Origin of the sequence: Micromonospora sp. DT229, assembly GCF_049844505.1 — a bacterium.
Taxonomy (GTDB): Bacteria; Actinomycetota; Actinomycetes; order Mycobacteriales; family Micromonosporaceae; genus Micromonospora.
Window position 1 is genome coordinate 75515 of sequence record NZ_JBNCLD010000014.1, and the last position, 20205, is coordinate 95719.

19 protein-coding genes are annotated in these 20205 nt (G+C 71.5%); 7 read left to right on the forward strand and 12 right to left on the reverse strand.

The genetic code is table 11. The features are described from left to right. Positions 1–311: 311 nt before the first annotated feature. From ACLQ2T_RS21040 to ACLQ2T_RS21060, 5 genes are all read right to left on the reverse strand, one after another. Positions 312–3506, reverse strand: a complete 3195-nt coding sequence (locus ACLQ2T_RS21040) for a UvrD-helicase domain-containing protein (protein WP_425768051.1) — start codon at positions 3504–3506, stop codon at positions 312–314. A gap of 61 nt (positions 3507–3567) precedes the next feature. Beyond that, complete coding sequence (locus ACLQ2T_RS21045; protein ID WP_425768052.1) at positions 3568–4878, reverse strand: metallophosphoesterase; 1311 nt, start codon at positions 4876–4878, stop codon at positions 3568–3570. Between the two features lie 13 nt (positions 4879–4891). Further along, positions 4892–5140, reverse strand: a complete 249-nt coding sequence (locus ACLQ2T_RS21050; RefSeq protein ID WP_425768053.1) for a MoaD/ThiS family protein — start codon at positions 5138–5140, stop codon at positions 4892–4894. Positions 5141–5142: 2 nt separating this feature from the next. Further along, entirely contained in the window at positions 5143–6153 is a 1011-nt protein-coding gene (moaA, locus tag ACLQ2T_RS21055; protein ID WP_425768054.1) for a GTP 3',8-cyclase MoaA, read from the reverse strand. Next, positions 6150–7064: a fructosamine kinase family protein gene (locus ACLQ2T_RS21060; RefSeq protein ID WP_425768055.1), complete on the reverse strand. Its 915-nt coding sequence runs from the start codon at positions 7062–7064 to the stop codon at positions 6150–6152. The genes moaA and ACLQ2T_RS21060 overlap by 4 nt, the downstream gene beginning before the upstream one ends. A 227-nt stretch (positions 7065–7291) precedes the next feature. On the opposite strand from ACLQ2T_RS21060, the gene ACLQ2T_RS21065 reads away from it, so the two are divergent. Next, positions 7292–8347 carry a DUF4192 domain-containing protein gene (locus ACLQ2T_RS21065; RefSeq protein ID WP_425768056.1) on the forward strand — a complete coding sequence of 352 codons (1056 nt, stop codon included), beginning with the start codon at positions 7292–7294 and terminating at the stop codon, positions 8345–8347. 47 nt (positions 8348–8394) lie between these two features. After that, positions 8395–9135, forward strand: coding sequence for a GAP family protein (locus ACLQ2T_RS21070; RefSeq protein ID WP_425768057.1), 741 nt, complete (start codon positions 8395–8397; stop codon positions 9133–9135). Between the two features lie 3 nt (positions 9136–9138). Here the strand turns inward: ACLQ2T_RS21070 and fdhD are convergent, their stop codons facing one another. Further along, complete coding sequence (gene fdhD / locus ACLQ2T_RS21075) at positions 9139–10011, reverse strand: formate dehydrogenase accessory sulfurtransferase FdhD (protein ID WP_425768058.1); 873 nt, start codon at positions 10009–10011, stop codon at positions 9139–9141. A 121-nt stretch (positions 10012–10132) separates the two neighbouring features. Between fdhD and mobA the strand changes: the two genes are divergently transcribed. The 3 genes from mobA (at position 10133) to ACLQ2T_RS21090 (ending at position 12163) form a co-directional block, all read left to right on the forward strand. Further along, positions 10133–10741 carry a molybdenum cofactor guanylyltransferase gene (gene mobA, locus ACLQ2T_RS21080; RefSeq protein WP_425768059.1) on the forward strand — a complete coding sequence of 203 codons (609 nt, stop codon included), beginning with the start codon at positions 10133–10135 and terminating at the stop codon, positions 10739–10741. Next, entirely contained in the window at positions 10738–10995 is a 258-nt protein-coding gene (locus ACLQ2T_RS21085) for a DUF6457 domain-containing protein (protein ID WP_425768060.1), read from the forward strand. The genes mobA and ACLQ2T_RS21085 overlap by 4 nt, the downstream gene beginning before the upstream one ends. An 88-nt stretch (positions 10996–11083) precedes the next feature. Further along, complete coding sequence (locus ACLQ2T_RS21090) at positions 11084–12163, forward strand: T3SS (YopN, CesT) and YbjN peptide-binding chaperone 1 (protein WP_425768061.1); 1080 nt, start codon at positions 11084–11086, stop codon at positions 12161–12163. Between the two features lie 70 nt (positions 12164–12233). Here the strand turns inward: ACLQ2T_RS21090 and ACLQ2T_RS21095 are convergent, their stop codons facing one another. Both ACLQ2T_RS21095 and ACLQ2T_RS21100 read right to left on the reverse strand, forming a co-directional pair. Then, positions 12234–14126 carry a beta-propeller domain-containing protein gene (locus ACLQ2T_RS21095; RefSeq protein WP_425768062.1) on the reverse strand — a complete coding sequence of 631 codons (1893 nt, stop codon included), beginning with the start codon at positions 14124–14126 and terminating at the stop codon, positions 12234–12236. Between the two features lie 69 nt (positions 14127–14195). After that, complete coding sequence (locus ACLQ2T_RS21100) at positions 14196–14651, reverse strand: Lrp/AsnC family transcriptional regulator (protein ID WP_425768063.1); 456 nt, start codon at positions 14649–14651, stop codon at positions 14196–14198. 59 nt (positions 14652–14710) lie between these two features. Here ACLQ2T_RS21100 and ddaH point away from each other — a divergent pair, with 59 nt between their 5' ends. After that, positions 14711–15544: a dimethylargininase gene (gene ddaH, locus ACLQ2T_RS21105; protein ID WP_425768064.1), complete on the forward strand. Its 834-nt coding sequence runs from the start codon at positions 14711–14713 to the stop codon at positions 15542–15544. Between the two features lie 21 nt (positions 15545–15565). Here ddaH and ACLQ2T_RS21110 read toward each other — a convergent pair whose 3' ends face one another. Together ACLQ2T_RS21110 and ACLQ2T_RS21115 are read right to left on the reverse strand one after the other, a co-directional pair. Continuing rightward, positions 15566–16762: an ABC transporter substrate-binding protein gene (locus tag ACLQ2T_RS21110; RefSeq protein ID WP_425768065.1), complete on the reverse strand. Its 1197-nt coding sequence runs from the start codon at positions 16760–16762 to the stop codon at positions 15566–15568. A 76-nt stretch (positions 16763–16838) separates the two neighbouring features. Beyond that, a complete protein-coding gene (locus ACLQ2T_RS21115; RefSeq protein WP_425768066.1) occupies positions 16839–17636 on the reverse strand; it encodes an alpha/beta hydrolase family protein in 798 nt (265 codons plus the stop codon). A 191-nt stretch (positions 17637–17827) separates the two neighbouring features. Between ACLQ2T_RS21115 and ACLQ2T_RS21120 the strand changes: the two genes are divergently transcribed. Next, a complete protein-coding gene (locus tag ACLQ2T_RS21120) occupies positions 17828–18424 on the forward strand; it encodes a bacterial proteasome activator family protein (RefSeq protein WP_425768067.1) in 597 nt (198 codons plus the stop codon). 39 nt (positions 18425–18463) lie between these two features. Here ACLQ2T_RS21120 and ACLQ2T_RS21125 read toward each other — a convergent pair whose 3' ends face one another. Further along, positions 18464–19279, reverse strand: coding sequence for an HAD family hydrolase (locus tag ACLQ2T_RS21125; RefSeq protein WP_425768068.1), 816 nt, complete (start codon positions 19277–19279; stop codon positions 18464–18466). Continuing rightward, entirely contained in the window at positions 19279–20100 is an 822-nt protein-coding gene (locus ACLQ2T_RS21130; RefSeq protein ID WP_425768069.1) for an HAD family hydrolase, read from the reverse strand. Before ACLQ2T_RS21130 ends, ACLQ2T_RS21125 begins: the two co-directional genes overlap by 1 nt. Positions 20101–20205 lie beyond the last annotated feature (105 nt).

A 20205-nucleotide genomic window follows, 5' to 3' on the forward strand; every position in this document is an offset into this window, starting at 1 on the left:
AGTCGTAACCCTGCCCCGCCCCGTAGATCTGTCCAGGGCCGTAACCCTGACCGGAGGCGTAGCTCTGACCCGGGTGGTAACCCTGACCGGAGTTGTGGCCCTGGTTGGGGCCGGGCGGCTCGTCGGGGTGCGGCTCGTGCCACGGTTGCGGGCCGCCGCCCGGTGGTCCGTAGTTCGCCATGCCCGCCCTCCTGATCGGGTACCCCGGCTAGACCATCGTTGATGGCTCAGCCGTCACCTCGGTCACGGTAGCGCGTACACCCCGGCACCTCGGCCCGGACGGCGTTCGGGTCAGCTATCCGGCAACAGGGTCAGATCAGGCGTAGTTGACGGTCCTTCGGGCGGCGAGGACCGGTGCTGTCGCCCAGCCGCTCGAACAGGCCCGGATCGATCACGTCGAGGAAGGGGGAGGGGCGACAGTCGTGTTCCGAGCCGTGTCGGACGCGGCGAGCGGCGTGGCTGACATAGAGCCGATCCTGCGCCCGGGTCACCCCGACGAAGAACAACCGGCGTTCCTCCGCGATCGCGTCCTCGTCCGGCGTCGAGCCCGGCCAGCGCAGCGGCAGCAGCCCGTCCTCCGTACCGACCAGGAAGACCACCGGGAACTCCAGGCCCTTCGCGGCGTGCAGGGTCAGCAGGGTGACCGCCTCGGCACGAGGGTCCAGCGCGTCCACCTCCGCGCCGGTGGCGAGCTGGGACAGGAACATCTCCAGGTCATCGCCGCACCGGCGGGCCAGGGGGGTGAGCAGGTCGACCGCGGTCCGGACCTCCTCCGGGCGTACCCCGCTGGAGCCGTCCAGGGTGGGGATGGCGAACCGCTCGGCGAGGACCTGCCCGGCCAGGCGTACCCGGGCGGGCAGAGCGCCCTCCACGCCCGAGGTGTGCCGCAGTTCGCGGGCGATGGCCAGCACCCCGGGCCGGTCCCGCAGCCGGTCGTGTGAACGCTTCTGCACCGGGATGTTCGCCCGGGACAGGGCATCCACGATCGGCGCGGCCTGCGCGTCGGTCCGGTAGAGCACGGCGATGTCGGAGAAGGACAGGGTGGTCGACCGGCCGTCGATCCGACCGGAGTCCAGCGATCGGTGGGAGAGGCCGCCGACCAGTTCGTCGACCGTGCGTACCACGAAATCGGCCTCGTCGGCGACGGAGGCCGCGGCGTACCGACCCACCAGGGGGGCCTCGGGGTCGAGCCGGGCCGGATCCAACCGGCGGCCCCGGACCAACGACGAGGGCGCGATGGCCTGCACCGCGGCGGCCAGGATCGGCGCGGAGGACCGGTAGTTGCGGTTGAGCCGCACCAGCCGGGCGTCGGTGAAGTCCTGGGAGAAACGCAGGAAGTACCCGACGTCGGCACCCCGGAAGGAGTAGATCGCCTGGTCCGGGTCGCCGATCGCACAGAGGTTCCCGTCGGCGGGGCTGAGCAGTCGCAGCAACTCGTACTGCACCGCGTCGACGTCCTGGTACTCGTCGACGAAGATCCACCGCCAGCGGTTGCGGTACCGCTCGACCAGCTTGCGGTCCTCGCGCAACAACCCGACCGGCAGGGTGAGCAACTCGTCCAGGTCGACCATGCCCTGCTTGCGCAGCAGTCCGGCGTACCGGGCCGGGTCCGCACCGGCCTCGGTCCTGGCCGCCGCCCGCTCGGCGTCGTCGGCGATCCGGAAGTCGTTGGGCAGGCCCGCCGCCTCGGCGTTCTCCCGCAGGATGGTCAGCCCCAGGGAGTGGAAGGTGCCCACGGTGACGTCCTCGGCGACCGGGCCGAGCAGGCCGTCGAGGCGGTGACGCAGTTCCTCGGCCGCCCGCCGGGTGAAGGTGATCGCCAGGCACTCCTCGGGAAAGACGTTCAGCTCGGCGCAGAGGTACGCGATCCGGTGGGTCAGGGTGCGGGTCTTGCCGGTACCCGGACCGGCGACGATCAGCAGCGGGCCACCGGGGGCGGAGGCGGCCACCCGTTGCATCGCGTCGAGTCGGTCGAGCAGCCCGGTGCCGACCTCCTCCATGCCGGCGAGCATCGGCTCGAAGGGCTCGTGCGGGGAGGGCTGCGGCGCGATCGGTGGGGCCGGTGGGGCCGGCTTGCGCTTCGGTTCGGCCTTGGTGGCCGCCCGCTTGATCTTGGCCGTAGGTCGGCCCGCCTCGGCCGGTCGACGCTGCGCCGGGACCGGCACGTCGAACAGCGTCTCCTGCCCGCCCGAGGAACCGGCGCCGCCCAGTTCAGTCGGATCGAACAGAGTGATCACCCCGTACTCGCCGTCGTAGCCGGGTACCCGTCGTACCTCGCCCCGGCGCAGCCGACCGATGCCCTCGGCGAGCAGTTCCCCGCCGACCCGGCCGATCTCCTCCACCGGGGTACGGGTGAGGATCTCCAGCTCGGGACCGAGGGCGGCGACCAGTTCGGTCAGCTTGCCCTCGACCTTCTTGGATCGCGGCCCGACCTTGTTGATCTCACCGAGGATCTCGGCCAACTGGATCAGGTGGGTCACCTCACGGGCCTGCTCCGGCCGGTACCCCTCGGGCCGATCGGCCAACTCCTCGACCCGGCTGAGGACCCCCACGGTCAACGGCTTGCCGCATTCCGGGCACCGTCCCCCGGCCTCCCGGGTCCGCTCGGGTGCCCAGTTCACCCCGCACAACCGGTGGCCGTCGGCGTGATACTTGCCCTCCTCCGGGAAGAACTCGATCGTGCCGGCCAACCCCTCGCCGGTGCGCAGCGCCTCCCGGATGCCGAAGTAGTCCCGTGGTGCGGCGAAGACGGTGGCCTCCCGGGCCAGCGCGGGCGGGGAGTGGGCGTCGGAGTTGGAAACCAGTCGGTAGGCGTCCAGGCTGCCGACCCGCCAGTTCATCTCCGGATCACTGGACAGCCCGGTCTCCACCGCGAAGATGTGCTCGGCCAGGTCGGCGTAGCAGTCCGCGATGGCGTCGAAGCCCGACTTCGAACCCAGCGCGGAGAACCAGGGGGTCCAGATGTGGGCGGGGACCAGATAGCCGTCGGGGCTGGCCTCCAGGGTGATCTCCAGCAGGTCCCGGGAGTCCAGGCCGAGGATCGGCCTACCGTCCGAGCCCAGGTTGCCGATGCGGCCCAGGGCGGCGTTGAACCGGCCCGCCGCGTCCAGATCCGGCAGATAGATCAGGTGGTGCACCTTGCGGGTCCGGTCGTCCCGCTTGTAGATCGTGGAGATCTCCACGCTGAGCATGAACCGGACCGCATCGGCCTCCGCCTCGCTGGCCAGCCTCGGCGGCAGGCGGCGGGCGATGTCCCGCTCCGTTTCCGCCGACAGCCGATACAGGCCGGGTTCGGCCGGTTGCAGGGTCTCGCGCAGGTGGTCGTACCAGGCAGGGTGGGTGAAATCGCCCGTGCCGAGCACCGCGATGCCCTTGCGCCGCGCCCACCAGCCGAGGTTCGGCAGGGTCAGGTCCCGGCTGCACGCCCGCGAGTACTTCGAGTGGATGTGCAGGTCCGCGACGAAGGGCGGGAGGCCACCGGGGGGTACGGCGCTGAACGGGGGCACGCCGCATCCTGCCACGACCGGCGGTGCTCCCGCTCGGCGCCACGCACGAAGGTGAGGTGCGCTATGCCGAGCGCAACTCCACGAGGGTGATCTGTGGCTCCGCGCCGACCCGTACCGGGGGACCCCAGAAACCGGCACCGTTGGTGACGTACACCTTCGTGCCGTCCACCTCACCCAGCCCGGACACCACCGGCTGTTCCAGCCGGACCAGCAGGTTGAACGGGACGATCTGACCACCGTGGGTGTGGCCGGACAGTTGCAGGTCGACGTCGTACTTCGCCGCCTCGAAGGCGGCCACCGGCTGGTGCGCCAACAGCACCACCGGCCGGGAGGGATCACGGTCGGCAAGGGCGGCGGCGTAGTCCGCCGGGGCGGCCACCCCGGTACCGGCCGCGCTGACGTCGTTGACCCCGGCCAGGTCCAGTACCCCGCCCCGCGCGGCGATCTCCAGCCGCTGGTTCTGGAGCACCCGCAGCCCGAGCCGGTCGACCTCGGCCACCCACTCCTCGACCCCGGAGTAGTACTCGTGGTTGCCGGTGACGAAGTAGCTGCCGTGCCGGGCCCGCAGGTCCCGCAGGGGTGCCGCGGCCTGACCCAGCTCGGCTACCGTACCGTCGACCAGGTCGCCGACGACGGCGACGATGTCGGCGTCCAGTCGGTTGATCGCGGCGACGATCCGCTCGGTGTGCACCCGACCGCGCAGCGGACCGATGTGAATGTCGGAGACGGTGGCGATCCGCAGGCCGTCCATGCTGCGCGGCAGCTTGGCCAGCGGAATCTGCACCCGGTCCAGCTGCGGGGGACCCATCGCGGTGCGTACCCCGCTGCCGACCAGACCGGCGGCGGTGAGACCGGCGAAGATCGCGGCGCCTCGGGCGAGCAGCAGCCGTCGCCCCGGATCGTGGTCCGGCCCGATCGCACCGGCGGCCGGGGGTTCGCTCGCCTGGTCGGCCACCGGCGGAGTCGGGTTGGTCGCCGACTCCTCGGGCGCCGCGCTCGAGCCGACCAGTGCCGGCTCCTCGGCCGTGCTGGCCGGACCGACCAGCACCGGCTCCGGTGCGGCCACCGCGGCCCGGCGGCGCAGCACCAGGCGGGTCACCAGCATCGGGACTTCCAGCACGACGAGCAGCACCAGCAGGTAGAACATCAGGGCGAGCCAGACGTAGCCCGGCCAGGCCAGCCAGTACAAGCCGGCGCGGGTGCCCATCATCGTCGCCGGTACGAGCAGCGCCAGCACCACCGTGGTGACCGTGCCGATCCGCCGCCAACGGCCCGCCCTGGTGGTGTCCTTGACCAGCCGCTTCCAGAGATAGAGGTGGATCAGCCCGGTGATCAGGGCAAGGGTGGCCACGAAACCGAGTACCGCGAGCACGTCTGATGTCCCCTCAGCCGCCGGCGAAGGGAGGAAGGACGTCGATCGTCACTCCGGCCGGCAGCAGTTTGTCGCGATCATGACAGGTCACGCCATCGACTAGAAAGCTTGCCACGGTCAACACGGGGACCAGCCGCTCACCGTGCCGCTCGGCCAGCTCGCTCAACACCCCGTCGAGGGTACGGCCGGCGGAAACGGTCTCCTCGCTGCGCCCGGCCGCCGCTCGCGCCCCGGCGAAGTAACGCACGGTGACGGTTTCCATGGTCATCCTCCGATGGCCGACATCGGCCTAGCGGGTTGCAGGAAGCTCGGGTCGTCGATGCCGTGACCGGCCCGCTTGCCCCAGGTCGCCGCCGTCCACCGCCGCACCAGCTCGTCGTCGTCCGCACCGGCGCGCAGGGCACCCCGCAGGTCCGTCTCCTCCGTGGCGAACAGGCAGTTGCGGATCTGACCGTCGGCGGTGATCCGGGTCCGGTCGCAGTCGCCGCAGAAGGGGCGGGTCACCGTGCCGATCACCCCGACCTTGGCCGGGCCGCCGTTCACCAGCCAGGTCTCGGCCGGTGCCGCCCCCCGTCCGGCCGGATCCGGGCTCAGCTCGTACGCCGTACCCAGGGTGGTCAGGATCTCCTGCGCGGTGACCATGCTCGCCCGGTCCCAACCGTGCTGGGCGTCCAGCGGCATCTGCTCGATGAACCGCAGCTCGTACCCGTGATCCAGGGCGAAGCGGAGCAACGCCGGTGCCTCGTCGTCGTTGACCCCGCGCATCAGCACACTGTTGATCTTGACTGGGGTCAGTCCGGCGACGGCCGCCCCGGCCAGACCGGTCAGCACCTCGCCCAGTCGGTCCCGGCGGGTGAGCCGGAGGAAGCGCGCGTGATCCAGGGTGTCGAGCGAGACGTTCACCCGGTCCAGCCCGGCGGCGCGCAGCGCCGGTGCCACCCGCGCCAACCCGATGCCGTTGGTGGTGAGCGAGATCCGGGGACGCGGATCGAGGGCCGCCACCGCAGTCACGATGGCGGTCAACCCCGGGCGGATCAGCGGCTCACCGCCGGTGAACCGGACCTCCTCGATGCCGAGTCGGTGCACCGCGACCCGGATCAGCCGGATCACCTCGTCGTCGGTGAGCAGTTGCGGCCCGGCCAACCAGGGCAGCCCTTCGGCGGGCATGCAGTACGTACAGCGCAGGTTGCACTTGTCGGTCAGGGAGACTCTCAGGTCCCGGGCGGTTCGGCCGTACCGGTCGACGAGGAGGCCGCCGGGCGGTACGACACTCATCCCACGACGGTAGCGCGACCGAGCCCACCCAGAGCGGCGCGGGCGAGGTCGCGGACCGAATCCCGGTACGCGCTGCCGAACAGGGCGGTGTGCACGAGCATCAGGTGCAACTGGTGCAGGGACACCCGCTGCCGCCAACCCTCGGCCAGCGGCCAGCATTCCTCGTACGCGGCCAGGATCCGGTCTGCGTACGGCGGTCCCCCGAACAGCGCCAGTTGGGCCAGGTCAGTCTCGCGGTGCCCGCCATGGGCGGCCGGGTCCACCAACCAGACCCGGTCGTCGACACCCCAGAGCAGGTTGCCCGGCCACAGGTCACCGTGGACACGGGCCGGTGGCTCCTCCCCACCGAACTCGCCGATCCGGGCGACGACCTGCTCGACGAGCGCGGCGGTGCTGTCGTCCAGGGCCCCGTCGTCGACCGAGCGGCGCAGGTAGGGCAGCAGCCTGGCCTGGGCGAACCACTGCGCCCAGGGACCCTCGTGCGGGGTGTTGTCCGCCGGCAGGGCTCCGATGAACCCGGGCCACGACGCTCCGAATGCGGGTGCCCCGGCCCGGTGCAGACCGGCGAGTTCCCGGCCGAAGCGCTCGGCGGCCTCGGGGCTCGGCTCACCCGGCTCGATCCACTCCAGGGCCAGCAGTTCGGGCAGGGCCACCAGCACCTGGGGAACCGCGACCGTCCCGGCCTCCCCCAGCCAGCGCAGCCCGGCCGCCTCGGTGGCGAAGAACCCCTCCGGCACCGGTCGGTCCGCCTGCTCCGGCCAGGTCTTGGCGAAGACCGAGTGACCGTCGTCGAGGGTCAACCGGGAGGCGGCGCAGATGTCCCCGCCGCTGACCGGGGTCTCCCGGATCCGTTGATGGGTCAGGAAGGTCGGCAGCTGCTCGGGATGCGCCCGCAGATACGCCAGATCCATGCCCGCAAGGTATCCCCTCCAGGGGAAGGAAGGGCCCCTTGTTAACGCCTCCGGTAGAGCAGGGGTCCCTTATTAACGGGCTGCACGCGTGCTGGGGCATGCCGAGGGTGCTGGTGGAAGGGTGGCGATCCCCTATGACCAGGGAAAACACGCTGAGTAGCTGTGGATAACCGGCGTGTCGTCCACAGGGGCAGCGGCACCCGCCGTACGGCTCGCAGGCTGGACCCATGAATTCGACGGAGATCCCTCGGTTGACCGTCCGCTCGCCCGCCGACCTCATCGCCGCGGTGCCGTACCTGCTCGGCTTCCACCCGAGCGACAGCGTCGTGGTGGTGGCCTTCTCGGCCTCCCGGGTCGTCTTCGTGGCCCGTGGGGACCTGCCCGGCGACACCGATCACGGCGAGGCGGCCGGGCGCCTGACTGCGGCCGGGCACCTCGCCGCGGTCACCGCCCAGCAGGGCGCCGACTCGGCGACGGTGATCGGGTACGGCCCCGCCGCGCGGGTGACCCCGGCCCTCGACGCGATCCGGGAGGCGTTGACCAAGGTCGGGATGCCCGTGCTCGACGCGCTGCGGGTCACCGACGGGCGGTGGTGGTCGTACCTCTGCACGGAACCGGAGTGCTGCCCGCCGGAGGGAACCGCGTACGACCCCGAGGGCAGCGCGGTGCCGGCGGCGGCCGTCTTCGCCGGCCAGGTGGCCCTGCCGGACCGGGCGGCCCTCGTCGCCCAACTGGCCCCCACCGGTGGGACCGCCGCCCGCCGCGCCGCCGAGCGGGCCGAACAGCGGCTGTCCGAGTTGCTGGCGACCGCACCTCCGGCAGACCTGCTCGGCGCGCGGGCCCTGCGGGCGGCCGGGGTGGCGGCCTACCGTGCCGCCCGCCGCCGGCACGACCGGGGAGGGCAGCTCACCGACGACGAGATCGCCTGGCTGGGCCTACTGCTGACCCACCTTCCGGTACGCGACCACGCCTGGGAACGCACCGACGGCCGGGACGAGGATGTGGCGTTCTGGACGGAGCTGCTGCGCCGGATCGCGCCCCACCTGATCGCGGCGCCCGGGGCGCTGCTGGCCTTCGCGGCCTGGCGGGCCGGGCAGGGTGCCCTGGCGGCGGTGGCGCTGGAGCGGGTGTTGGCCGAACATCCGGACTACTCCCTCGCCCTGCTGATCGACGACCTGCTCCGTCGCGGAGTGCCACCCTCCCGGCTGGATGGTTGGCCGGCCGGCGATCCGTCGACTCCCCCGCGCCGAGTACGGCGCAGGTCGCGCCGCCGCCCACGATGACCCACCCGGACAGGGACAGCCAGACCTGCTGCGGCCCTGGATAATCGATGGATGCTTCGATCGACCTACGGACGCGGATGAGCCTCGGACTGCTGCTGTCGCTGGCCGGGCTAGCCCTGATCGACAGCACCAGCATCGGCACCTTGTTCATTCCGGTGTGGTTGCTGCTGGCACCCGGCCCGGTCAGCGGTCGCCGGATCCTGACCTACCTGGGCACCATCGCCGGGTTCTATTTCCTGGTGGGGTTGGCCCTCTATGTCGGAGGCAGCAGCCTGGCGGGGCTGCTGGGTGGCGCCCTGGACAATCGCCCGGTCATCTGGGCGCAGTTGGTGCTCGGGGTCGGTCTGCTGGTGGTGAGCTTCCGCTTCGACGGAAAGCGCGGCACCGGAACGGGCCGGGTACTGCGCTGGCGGGACCGGGTGACCGCGGGTGACTCGTCGGGGCGGTGGCTGATCGGGCTGGCCCTGTTCGCCGCGTTGGCCGAGGTGGCGACCATGCTGCCGTACCTCGGTGCCCTGGGTCTGTTGGGCACCTCCGGTCTGGACATGGTGACGGTGGTCGCCCTGCTCGGCGGGTACTGCCTGGTCATGGTGCTGCCGGCGATGGGGTTGCTGGGCGTGCGGCTGGCCTGGCCGAGGTTGGTCGAGCCGGTGCTCGCTCGGCTCAACGCGTGGATCCTCAAATCATCCGGGAGCATGCTCGGCTGGGTCCTGGGCATCGCCGGCTTCCTGATCGCCCGGGACGCCGCGATGCGGCTGGGGCTGTTCGAAATGCTCGCTAACCGCTGAACTTCAGGCGGTGAGCTGAGGTCCGGCGGTGATCCGGTGTGGGCTGGTATAGACGTTCATGGTGCGGCCACGGAGGAAGCCGACGAGAGTCAGTCCGGCCTCGACGGCCAGGTCCACCGCTAGGGTGCTCGGTGCCGAGACCGCCGCGAGCAGCGGCACACCGGCCATCCACGCCTTCTGGGTCAGCTCGAAACTGGCCCGTCCGGAGACGAGCAGAATGTGCCCGGCCAGGGGGAGCCGACGCTCGCGTACGGCCCAGCCGATCACCTTGTCCACAGCGTTGTGTCGGCCCACGTCCTCGCGCAGCACCACCAGGTCACCCTCGGCGGTGAACAGACCGGCGGCGTGCAGCCCGCCGGTCCGATCGAAGCCACGCTGCCCGGCGCGCAGCCGCTGCGGCAACTCGGCCAACAGTTCCGCCGGCACGGTCAGCGGATCGTCGGCCACCTCGAACATCGACCGGGTACGCACCGCCTCGATGCTCTCCTTGCCGCAGACCCCGCAGGCGCTGGTGGTCAGGAACTGCCGATTGGCCTCGACAGTCGGCTCCGGTACACCGGGCGCCAGCGCCACATCGACCACGTTGTACGTGTTCGGGGTTTCCGCACCGGCACACAACTGCGCGGTCGCCACATCCTCTGCCGACCGGATCAGCCCTTCGGCGAGCAGGAAACCCAGTGCCAGGTCCAGGTCCGCGCCGGGAGTACGCATGGTGACCGACAGTGGGCGGCGGCGTCCCGGCCCGGCCGCACCGACCCGGATCTCCAGCGGCTCCTCGGCGGCGAGGGTGTCCGGCCGACGGGTCAGCACACCCCGGTCGGCTGCGGCGTCGAGATCCACGCGGAGCACCACGCGGCGGTCAGTAGCCCGTCCCACCCCACCATCCTGCCCCGACCTCCACCCGGCCACACGTCCACCCCGCCACCAGCCCTGCCCGGCCACCCTCCACCTCGGCCACCGCCACCTCGGGCGGCAGGGCGGAGGCTACGGTTGGCCGGTGAAGGCGTACGCCGCGGTGGTGCTCGCCGGAGGTGCGGCCCGGCGGATGGGTGGACTGGACAAGCCTGCGCTGCCGGTCGGTGGGGTGCCGATGCGGGAGCGGGTGCTGGCGGCGGTCGCGGATGCCGCGCCTCGGGTCCTCGTCGGGCCGGGACCGGCCCCGGCGGGCGTACGACTGACCCGCGAGTCGCCACCGGGCGGCGGGCCGGTGGCCGCCACCGCAGCCGGGCTGGCCCTGCTCGACCCCGAGGTGTCGGCCGTTGCCCTGCTGGCGGCCGATCTGCCGCTGTTGACCCGGGCCGCCGTCGGTGAGCTGCTGCATCACCTCGACGACGCCTCGACCATCCGATCACCGGTCGACGGGGTCTGTTACCTGGACCAGTCTGGGCGACGGCAGTCGCTGTGTGGGGTGTGGCGTCCGGCGGCGCTGCGCGCGGCCCTGGACCGGGTGCGGGTGCGGCGGGGCGAGTTGGCCGGAGCATCCTTGCGGGACCTGTTCACCGGGCTCGCCGTACGCGAGTTGCGGTGGTCCGGCGACGGCCTGCCGCCCTGGTTCGACTGCGACACTGAGCGGGACCTGCGGTGGGCGGAGGAGTGGTCGCGATGAAGGTGTTGGACGACTGGCTCACGGCGGCCTGTGCGGAGCTGGGGGTGGACCCGGCCGAGGTGCCGGTACAGCCCGTGCTCGACCTGGCCCGGGAGGTCGCCCACCAGGTGGTGCGGCCGGGGGCCCCGGTCACCGCGTACCTGCTCGGGCTGGCCGTCGGCCGGGGTGCCGATCCTGCCGTGGCAGCCGCCCGGTTGACCGAGTTGGCCGACACCTGGCCGATCGAGTCAGGTGGTGACCACAGCACCGGCTGATCGCCCGGCGAGGGTGTCCGATCACTGTCCGGGCTGACGCCTCTCCCCGGCCGGCTCGATAGGGTGGCCGGAACGGACGGAGGCGATCATGACGGCAGAGCACCCCTCAGCACCGCCCGGTACGCCGGCACACCACGAGTCGATCCTGCTCGACGAGCCGAGCACCGCAGACCTGCGGGCCAAGGTGACCCATGCGTGGCGGGAGTTCGCCCGCGCGCTGGCCGACCGGCTGGCCGGCCTGCCGCACGGCGCTCACGTGGAGTTGACCCTCGACCCGACCGCCTCCGGCATCGAGGAGGCCGTCTACTCCGTCAGTGTCGACGTCGGCGAGGACGGTGGGTTGACCGCCCGGGCGGTGGGCAACGCGGCCCTGCCCCAGGGCTACCGGCTGGACCGGGCGGCCGTGGCCGACATGGTCGCCCTGGGTTGGTCTCCCCCCGGGGTGCTGGAAGGCTCCGGTGACCAGTTCGGCCTGCACTGCGGAGTCTCGGAGAGCACCCGGCTGGCCGCCCTGCTCTCGCGTACGCTGCGCGACATCTATGGGGCGCCGCACCCGGCCTTCCTGGTCTACGTGATCACCGACGCCGAGGGTGAGCCGGTGCCGGGTGAGCCGTTGGGCACCGCCCGCAGCGAAGTCGGCACCGGGCAGGAGATCGAGGACGACCTGGCCCAGGCGCTTGCCGCCACGGAGGGTTCCGGTGCGGACGATGAGGTGCTGGAGCTGGCCGAGCGGGTCCGGACGGTGGTTTCCACCATGCTCAGGTCCGACTCCGACCGGGTCCAGGTCGACTCCGACGGCGACATCAACATCCGGGCCGGTTCGGCGATGGTCTTCGTCCGGGTGCGGGACAATCCGCCGCTGGTCGACGTCTTCTCCCCGGTGCTCACCGAGGTAGAGCCGACCGAGCGGCTCTACGTCAAGCTCTCCGAGCTGACCAACCGGATGCCGATCGGCCGGCTCTACTGTGCCGACGACACCGTCTGGGCCTCGATTCCGGTCTTCGGCCGCAACTTCCAACCCACCCATCTGATGCTCGCCGTGCAGGTGATGACCGGCCTGGCGGACGAGTTGGACGACCGGCTGCACGGCGAGTTCGGCGGCAAACGCTTCTTCAGTGAGGGGGACAAGCCGGGGCGGGGCGAGCACCGCACCGGCATGTACCTGTGAGCAGGTTGGTCAAGGGGTGAGGCCCGGAGATCCCGAGAAACCGGGCCCCACCCCTTGAGGGGAGGGAGAGTCAGGTATTCGGGATCCAGTCGAGGCTTCGAGCGGTGACCGGATCGCAGGCGCGCAGGCCCGCATCGGAGACCGTCCAGAGGATGTCCCCGATCATCAGTGCGCGGTGTACGACCGGCCGTAGCCGGGCTCGGCCCGATGTCGTGACCGGGTGGGTGACCTGGCCGATCTCGCTGATCTTGTCGGCGTCGACCCGTAACAGGCGTACTCCGGCGTCCACCGGCAGCACCACCAGCCCGGTGGCGGGCCAGTGCAGGAAGGCGTGCGGGTCGTACTCCGCGGCGGACCAGCCCCCAGGCAGGTGCCACTGGTCGAGTCGGGTCGGCCGGTTCGGGTCCCGCACGTCGAAGAGGGACACCTGCACCCCCTCCGTACGGCCCTGCCCGTCGGCCTCCTGACCCACCCCGAGCAGCCGCCCGTCCGGCAGCGGATGCAGGTACGCGGAGTAGCCGGTGATCTTCAACTCTCCGGTCATCCTCGGGGCGGTCGGATCGCTCAGGTCCAGCGAGTAGAGCGGGTCGGTCTGCCGGAAGGTGACCACGTACGCCACCGGCCCCAGGTAGCGCACGGAGTAGATGCGTTCGCCGCGCCCGAGCCCGTCGACCCCTCCGACCGGCACCAGCGCCCCGCCCTGGCGACGCAGCACCCGTACGGTGGATTCGGAATCGCCTGCTTCGCCCCAGACCTCGCCCAGGGTGGTGGCCACCCGCAGGTGTCCGTCCCATTCGGACAGCGCGTACTGGTTGATCAGCCAGCCTGGTACGGCACCGGAGGCCAGATAGCGGGGGCGGCCCGGTCCGCCGGTGTCGAACTGGAAGATCTCGGTGACCTGGTCGCGGACGCGGGGCAGCCAGCGGAGCAGCCCCGGTTTCCGGGACGGCTGCTGCCCGGCGAGGTAGAGGCTGTTCGGGGTGCCGTAGACCGTGGTGGCGTCGGCGGCGACGCTGACCGGGTCGCCGTCGCCCAGCCGGTCGGTGCCGAGGTCGAAGCTGAGCACGGTGAGTATCGAGGTGCCGGTCATCCGTTCCGGTCGGCTCAGCCGATCGCAGTCGACCCGACCGGTGTGCCGCTCGTTCCCGGCCGTCCACTCGTACTCCGGCAACCAGGATTCGATCCCGGCGTGGTCGATCACCGCCCGGTTCTGCCGGGTCCGGGTCCGGTCGCTGCCGTCGACGTCGTACGGGAACTCGAGGCGGGGCGCCGAGCGGATCACCACCCGGGCGGTGGTGCCGGTCAGTCGACCGTCGAGCAGACTGCCCTCGATCCGGTACGTGCCGATCAGCGCGGGCGCACCGGTCAGGCCTACCAGGAACAGGCGGGCCGCTTCGGTCGACGGCCCTGGCCGGGACCGGTCCATCGCGATGAACGGCGTCCCCTCGGCGAGCACCAGGGCCCGGTCACCGAGCAGCAGCAGCCGGTACGAGCCCCAGTAGGCGCCCGCCTTCTCACCGGGCAGATCGAGTCGGCCGGTGACCCGGCGGCTGGCCGGATCGATCACCCGTAGGGCACCCCCGGTGACGGTGACGATGCGGCGCCCGTCGGTCTTCACCACGTCCGGCTCATCCGCGCCGGCCTCATGGTTGTTGGTCGTCGAGTGGTCCGGCGGGGCGCTGCCGCCGGGCTCACCCTTTCCCAGCGCCCCGCCTTCGGCGGCGACCGCCCGGGTGGACAACAGCGTGCCGCCCTCGAAGCCGTACGGACCGACCGCCTCGCGGGCGGCAGCCCGCAGTTCGGTCAGGGCGTCCGCACAGGAATCGAAGGAGACCAGGCCGGCCACCGGCACCATCACCGGCGCGGTCGGCCGGCCGGGTGCCGGGGCCGAGGTACTCCCGGCGAGCAGGGTGAGGGCGATCAGGATGCTCCCGGCGACGACCACCTTGGCTGCCCGCGTCATGAGTGCTTCGACGCCGCCGGTCGCCGTCCGGTTCCGCACCGATGCGCCGGTCTCCACCGGCCGGGTCGATCAGATGGAGGGCCCGACCCCGGGGGACTCGACCAGGCGGGAGAGCACGATGGTGCTGCGGCTGGAGGTCACGAAGCTCTCCGCGCGCAGCCGCTCCAACGCCTCCTCCAGGTGGGAGATGTCGGCGGCCCGCAGGTGTACGAGAGCGTCGGCCTCCCCGGACACGGTGTACGCGCCGATTACCTCGGGATGGCGGCGTACGGCGGCACCGATCTGTGCCGGGGTGGTGCGGCCGGCGCAGAACAGTTCGACGAAGGCCTCCGTGGTCCAGCCGACCGAGGCCGGGTCGACGACGGCGGTGAATCCCCGGATGACCCCGGTGGCACGCAGCCGGTCCACCCGCCGCTTGACGGCCGGAGCGGAGAGTGAGACTCGGGTGCCGATGTCCGCGTAGGAGGCACGGGCATCGGCGACGAGCAACGCAATGATTCGCTTGTCTACGCCGTCTATCTGCAAGATTCTGCTCCTGAGAAGCAATGATCATGGCTGTTCCGAAACTCTCAGCCTACCTACTCTTGGTGACCGTGAACCCTAAGCGAGTGCCGCGAAAGCGCACGTACCTCATGTGCTCGCCGGAGCATTTCGCGGTCGAGTACGCGATCAACCCCTGGATGGACGTGACCACCCCGGTCGACCCGGAGCTGGCCGTCAAGCAGTGGGATCGCCTACGGGAGACTCTGGTCGGCCTGGGGCACGAGGTGCACCTGCTCGCCCCCGAGTCCGGCCTGCCCGACATGGTCTACGCCGCCAACGGTGCCTTCATGGTCGACGGCACGGTCTACGGCGCCCGGTTCAAACACCACCAGCGCACCGCCGAGGCGGCGGTGCACCGGGCCTTCTACGAGGCGCAGGGCTGGCGGTTCATCGCCCCGAACGAGACGAACGAGGGTGAGGGGGACTTCGCCTACCTGCCGGAGGCGCACGGCGGGCTGATCCTCGCCGGGTACGGGTTCCGCACCGAGCTGCCCGCGCACGCGGAGGCGCAGGAGGCGCTGGGTAGGCCGGTGGTCTCGCTGCGGCTGATCGATCCGCGCTTCTACCACCTGGACGTGGCACTGGCCTCGATCGACGACGGCAACATCGTCTACTACCCGGGAGCCTTCTCCGCGGCCAGCCAGAAGGTGCTGACCCAGCTGTTCCCCGACGCGGTGCTGGCCGAGGACGAGGACGTGCTCGCCTTCGGGCTCAACCTGGTCAGTGACGGCGCGAACGTGGTGCTCAACAGCGAGGCGACCCGGCTGGCGGGTCGACTGAAGGCGGCCGGCTACACCCCGGTGCCGGTGGAGTTGGCCGAGCTGAAGAAGGGCGGAGGCAGCGTGAAGTGCTGCATCGCCGAGCTACGGCACTGACCCGTCAGCCGGGCCGAACCGTCAGCCCAGCGTGGCCAGCTCGCTGAGCAGGACGTTGGATAGCACCTGCCCGTCGTGCTGCACCTCCCGCAGGTACCACTTCTGCTGGGGGGTGCGCGGCTGGTTGAACTGCCAGGCCCCGCGCGGGCTGTCGATCTGACCGATCCGGCCCAGCGCCAGGTTGAGCTCCTGCGGGGTGGGGTCCGCGCCGGCCAGCCGGATCGCCTGGTCGAGCACCTTCGCCGCGTCGTACGAGGCCATCGCGTAGGTGGTCGGCGAGGCGCTGTGCTTCTTGCGGTACGCCGAGGCGAACCGGCGGTTGGCGGCGTTGTTCAGGTCGGCGGAGTAGTTCAGGGCGGTGCGGATGCCCAGGGCGTCGTCGGCCGGCTTGATGCTCTCCAGCACGGTGCCCTCGGTGAGGAAGCCGGGAGCGTAGATGCCGCCCTGGAAGCCGGCGTCGCGGAGCTGCATGACGAACTCCGCCGCCGCCGGGCCGGCGAAGAAGCAGAAGACCACCGAGGGGTTGCGGCTCAGTGCGCGGTCGATGTCCCTGACGAAGGCGCCCTTGCCGGGGTTCGCGTTGTTGGAGGTGAAGACGACCGGATCCGCGATGCGGGGGTCGGATTCGCCGAACTCCTGCCGGAAGCCGCGCAGCACGTCGTCGCCGCCGAGGGCCGACTCCGGCATGATCATCGCCACCCGGTCGTCGGGACCCAGGGCGTCGCGCAGATGGCGGCCGAGGGCCCGGCCCGCCTCGTCGAGCACATACGAGGTACGCCAGATGTAGACGACGCTCTGCAGGCTGGTGGGTGAGGCGTTGGAGCCGATCAACGGCACCCGGGCCTGCTCGACGACGTCCCGGATGCCGGACATCACCGCCGAGGACGAGACCCCGGTCAACGCCAGAACACCCTGCTTGAGCAGGCCGTCCACGGCGGCCTGACCGGACTTGACGCTGTCTCCCTCGTCGGCCACGAGCAGGTTCACCGGATGGCCGCCGAGGACTCCCTCGTTGAGGTCCAGGTAGAGCTCGAAGCCGTTGCGCAACTCGTCACCGACGGCCTTGCCGGGGCCGGACTGCGGCGCGATGAGCCCGACTTTGACCGTACTCTTCGGCTCGGTCGGTTCCTCGGAGTCCGAGGCGCACCCGGCCGCTAGTCCGCCCGCACCGAGCGCGGCGAGCAGTTGAAGTGCCCGCCTACGGTTCATCTGCGACACCGGGTTCCCTTCGGATGGCCTGCTGGAGTCTCCGCCCCTCCGGCGTTCTACCTGCTTAGCGACGCTGGGTCAATGGTTAATGATCGGTGTGAAGAGAACGGAACGCGGCGGTTACCTGCGGCCAGGCCGGAGAGAGGGGGTCGATAAGCCCGAAGTGTTCGCATTCCGACAACTCGACAAGGTGCATATCCGCACCTAGCACCTGTGCGGCGGCGACATACCTCCTGCTCATCTCCACCGGTACCTGCTGATCCAGAGTGCCGTGAATCACTACCGTCCGTATTGGCAGAGGGGTCGTGATGCGGGGGTCGGCGACCTCGTACCGCTCGGGGAAATCGGCCGGTCCGCCGCCCAGCAGCGCGGCCACCGCGCCCGAGTCCAGGTCCAGCCGGTACGCCTCGGCCAGATCCGCGACCGGGGCCAGGGCGAGCACCCCGCCGACCGTCTGCGGTGACCGGGTGGCGGTGTGCAGGGCCAGATGACCACCGGCCGAGTGCCCGACCAGGATCGGCGGCACCGGTGCGACCCGACCGGGCAGGGCCTCGGCGGCCAGCCCCGGCAGAGCCGCCACCCCGGCCCGTACGTCGGTCAGGGTGCCGGGCCAGCCACCACCGGGCTGCCCGGTCCGGCGGTACTCCAACTGGGCCACCGGGAAGCCCAGCCCGGCCAGCGCGTCGGCCAGTGCGTCGGTGTGCCGCCGGTCGTACTCCACCCGCCAGAAACCGCCGTGCACCACGATCACCAGTGGCCGGGGCGGGCCCTCGCCGAGGGGGCGGCGCAGATCGGCGATCTGGTCGGGGTGCTCGCCGTAGGAGACCGTGAGGTCCGGCTCCGGTGCGGGTCGGGTGAGTACGGCGCGGGGGTCGGGCGACATCGGCCGACGGTAGCGCGATTCCTCGCCACCCGAGGCCCCGGCCCGGACGCCGCCGTTGCCGCCCGGCCCGGAGCCACCGTTCCCGCCCGGACGACGCCGCATGCCCACCCAGGTCCAGGCCGCATGCCCACCGGGTCTGGGCCGCGTTGCCGGCCGGGGCGGCGGGCGCCGACGGCGGTGACTGAGTAAAGATGGATGCCATGACCGAAGCGCATACCGCTGGACAGAACGACGAGCCTGGCCGGGACGGCACCGGGCACTCGGGCACCGTGGTGGTGGTCGGGCCCGATGGCCGACCGGTCGGCACCGTGCAGACCGACGACGGGACGGGCGAGGACCCCACCCGCCTGGTCGAGCAGCCGGCGAAGGTGATGCGGATCGGCAGCATGATCAAGCAGCTGCTGGAGGAGGTCAAGTCCGCGCCGCTGGACGACGCCAGCCGGCACCGGATGCGGGAGATTCACGAGCGCTCGATCGTCGAGCTGAAGGAAGGGCTGGCCCCCGAGCTGCGCGAGGAACTGGAACGGCTCTCCCTGCCGTTCGCCGAGGACCAGGCGCCGACGGAGGGTGAGCTGCGGATCGCCCACGCTCAGCTGGTCGGCTGGCTGGAGGGGCTGTTCCACGGCATCCAGGCCGCCCTGGTGGCCCAGCAGATGGCGGCCCGGGTGCAGCTGGAGCAGATGCGCTCCGGGCGGCAGGCGCTGCCCAGCGGGGTGGCCCTGCCGGGAATGCCCGGCCTGGGTCAGGGGCCCGGCGGCGAGGGCCACAGCACCGGTCAGTACCTCTGACGAAGCCGGGGTGCGGAGCCCTGCCGCACCCCGCAGTCGTCAGTCCACCCCGAAGACCTTCTCCAGGTACGCCGCCACCCCGTCGACCGAGTTCGCCGAGGTGACCTCGTCGGCGATCGCCAGCACGGCCGGGTGCGCGTTGGCCACCGCCACCGCCCGGCCGGCCCAGGTCAGCAGGGGTACGTCATTGGGCATGTCGCCGAAGGCCAGCACCTCGTCGGCCCCGATGCCGAGCCGGTGGCAGTACCAGGCCAGCCCGGCCGCCTTGGTCACCCCGGCCGCCGAGATCTCCACCAGCCCCGACCGTGAGGAATGGGTGGCCTCGGCCAGACCGGCGAGGGCCTCGGCGATCACCTGGGTGAACCGGTCGGGATCCCGTTCCGCGTCGGCCCGGGCCAGCAGCTTCACCGCCGGCAGCGAATGCAGCTCCTCCGGATGCCGTACGGCCCGGATCGCGGTCTCGTCGGCATCCCAGCGCATCGGGTAGTGCGCGTCGTGTCGCATCTGCCGACCGTCGATGATCTCCACCGCCAGGCTCACCCCGGGCACCTCGGCCCGTAGCCGGCGGGCCACCTCCGCGAGCAGTTCGGGGGCCAGCGGGTCGGCCCGCAGCACCTCGTCGCCGACCGGGTCGTAGACCACCGCACCGTTGGCACAGACCGCCGGCAGCGGCTCGGCCAACTGGTCGTACACCAGTCGCAGCCAGCGGATCGGTCGGCCGGTGACCAGCACGACCGGGGTGCCCCGGGCGGAGATCCGGGCCAGCACCTCGGCGGTGTGCGGGCTGAGGGTACGGTCGTCGCGCAGCAGGGTGCCGTCGATGTCGCTGGCGACCAGGCGGGGAATTGCCTCCATCACCCGGACAGTAGCCGGTCCAGATACACGGCCACTCCGTCGTCGTCGTTGCGCAGGGTCACATTGTCGGCGATGGCCCGCAGTTGCGGGTGGGCGTTGGCCACCGCCACCCGACCCCAGCCGGCCCACTCGAACATCGGCAGGTCATTGGGCATGTCACCGAAGACCAGCACCTCGGCCGGGTCGACCCCCAGGCTCTGCGCCACCACACTGAGCCCGGTGGCCTTGTCCACCCCGGAGGGGCTGATCTCGATGAAGCCGAGCCCGGCCTGGGTGAGGGCGGCCAGGTGCGGCGGGATGATCTCCCTGGCGACCGCCAGCAACTCGTCGACATGATGATCGGCGGTACGCGCGAAGGCCTTGATCACATCGCCCGCCAGGCACTCGTCGCGGCTGCGTACCTCGAACCGGTCCTGGTAGGGCCAGGCGGGGTGGTAATCGCCCCACAGGGGCGCGTCGTGCTCGTCGGAGGCCTCGACCATCACGGTCAGCGGGCCGACCACGGCCTCCAGGCCGGCCAGCAGGGTGGCCAGAACCTCGCTGGACAGCCGCTCGTCACGCAGCACCACCGGTCCGGCCGGGTCGCTCTGGTCGACCACCCGGCCGCCACCGGCCATCACCAGGAAGTCCGCCGCACGGATGTCGTTGCGGGTCAACTCGGTCAACCGGGGGCCCCGACCGGTGGCGCCGACCACCGGAATCCCGGCCGCACGAACCCGGTCCAGAACCTCATGGGTGTACGCCGACACGGTGTCGTCGCTGCGGACGAGAGTGCCGTCGAGGTCGGTGGCGATCAGCTTGGGCAGGCCCGGACGGGTCATCTTTCCTCCTTCGCCCACCGCCGTCACAGCCAGCCGTTCCAGTCGTTGGTCGACCACCCGGCGGGCGGCGGGCAGCCACCTTACCTCGCGGAACGGGTCGCAACC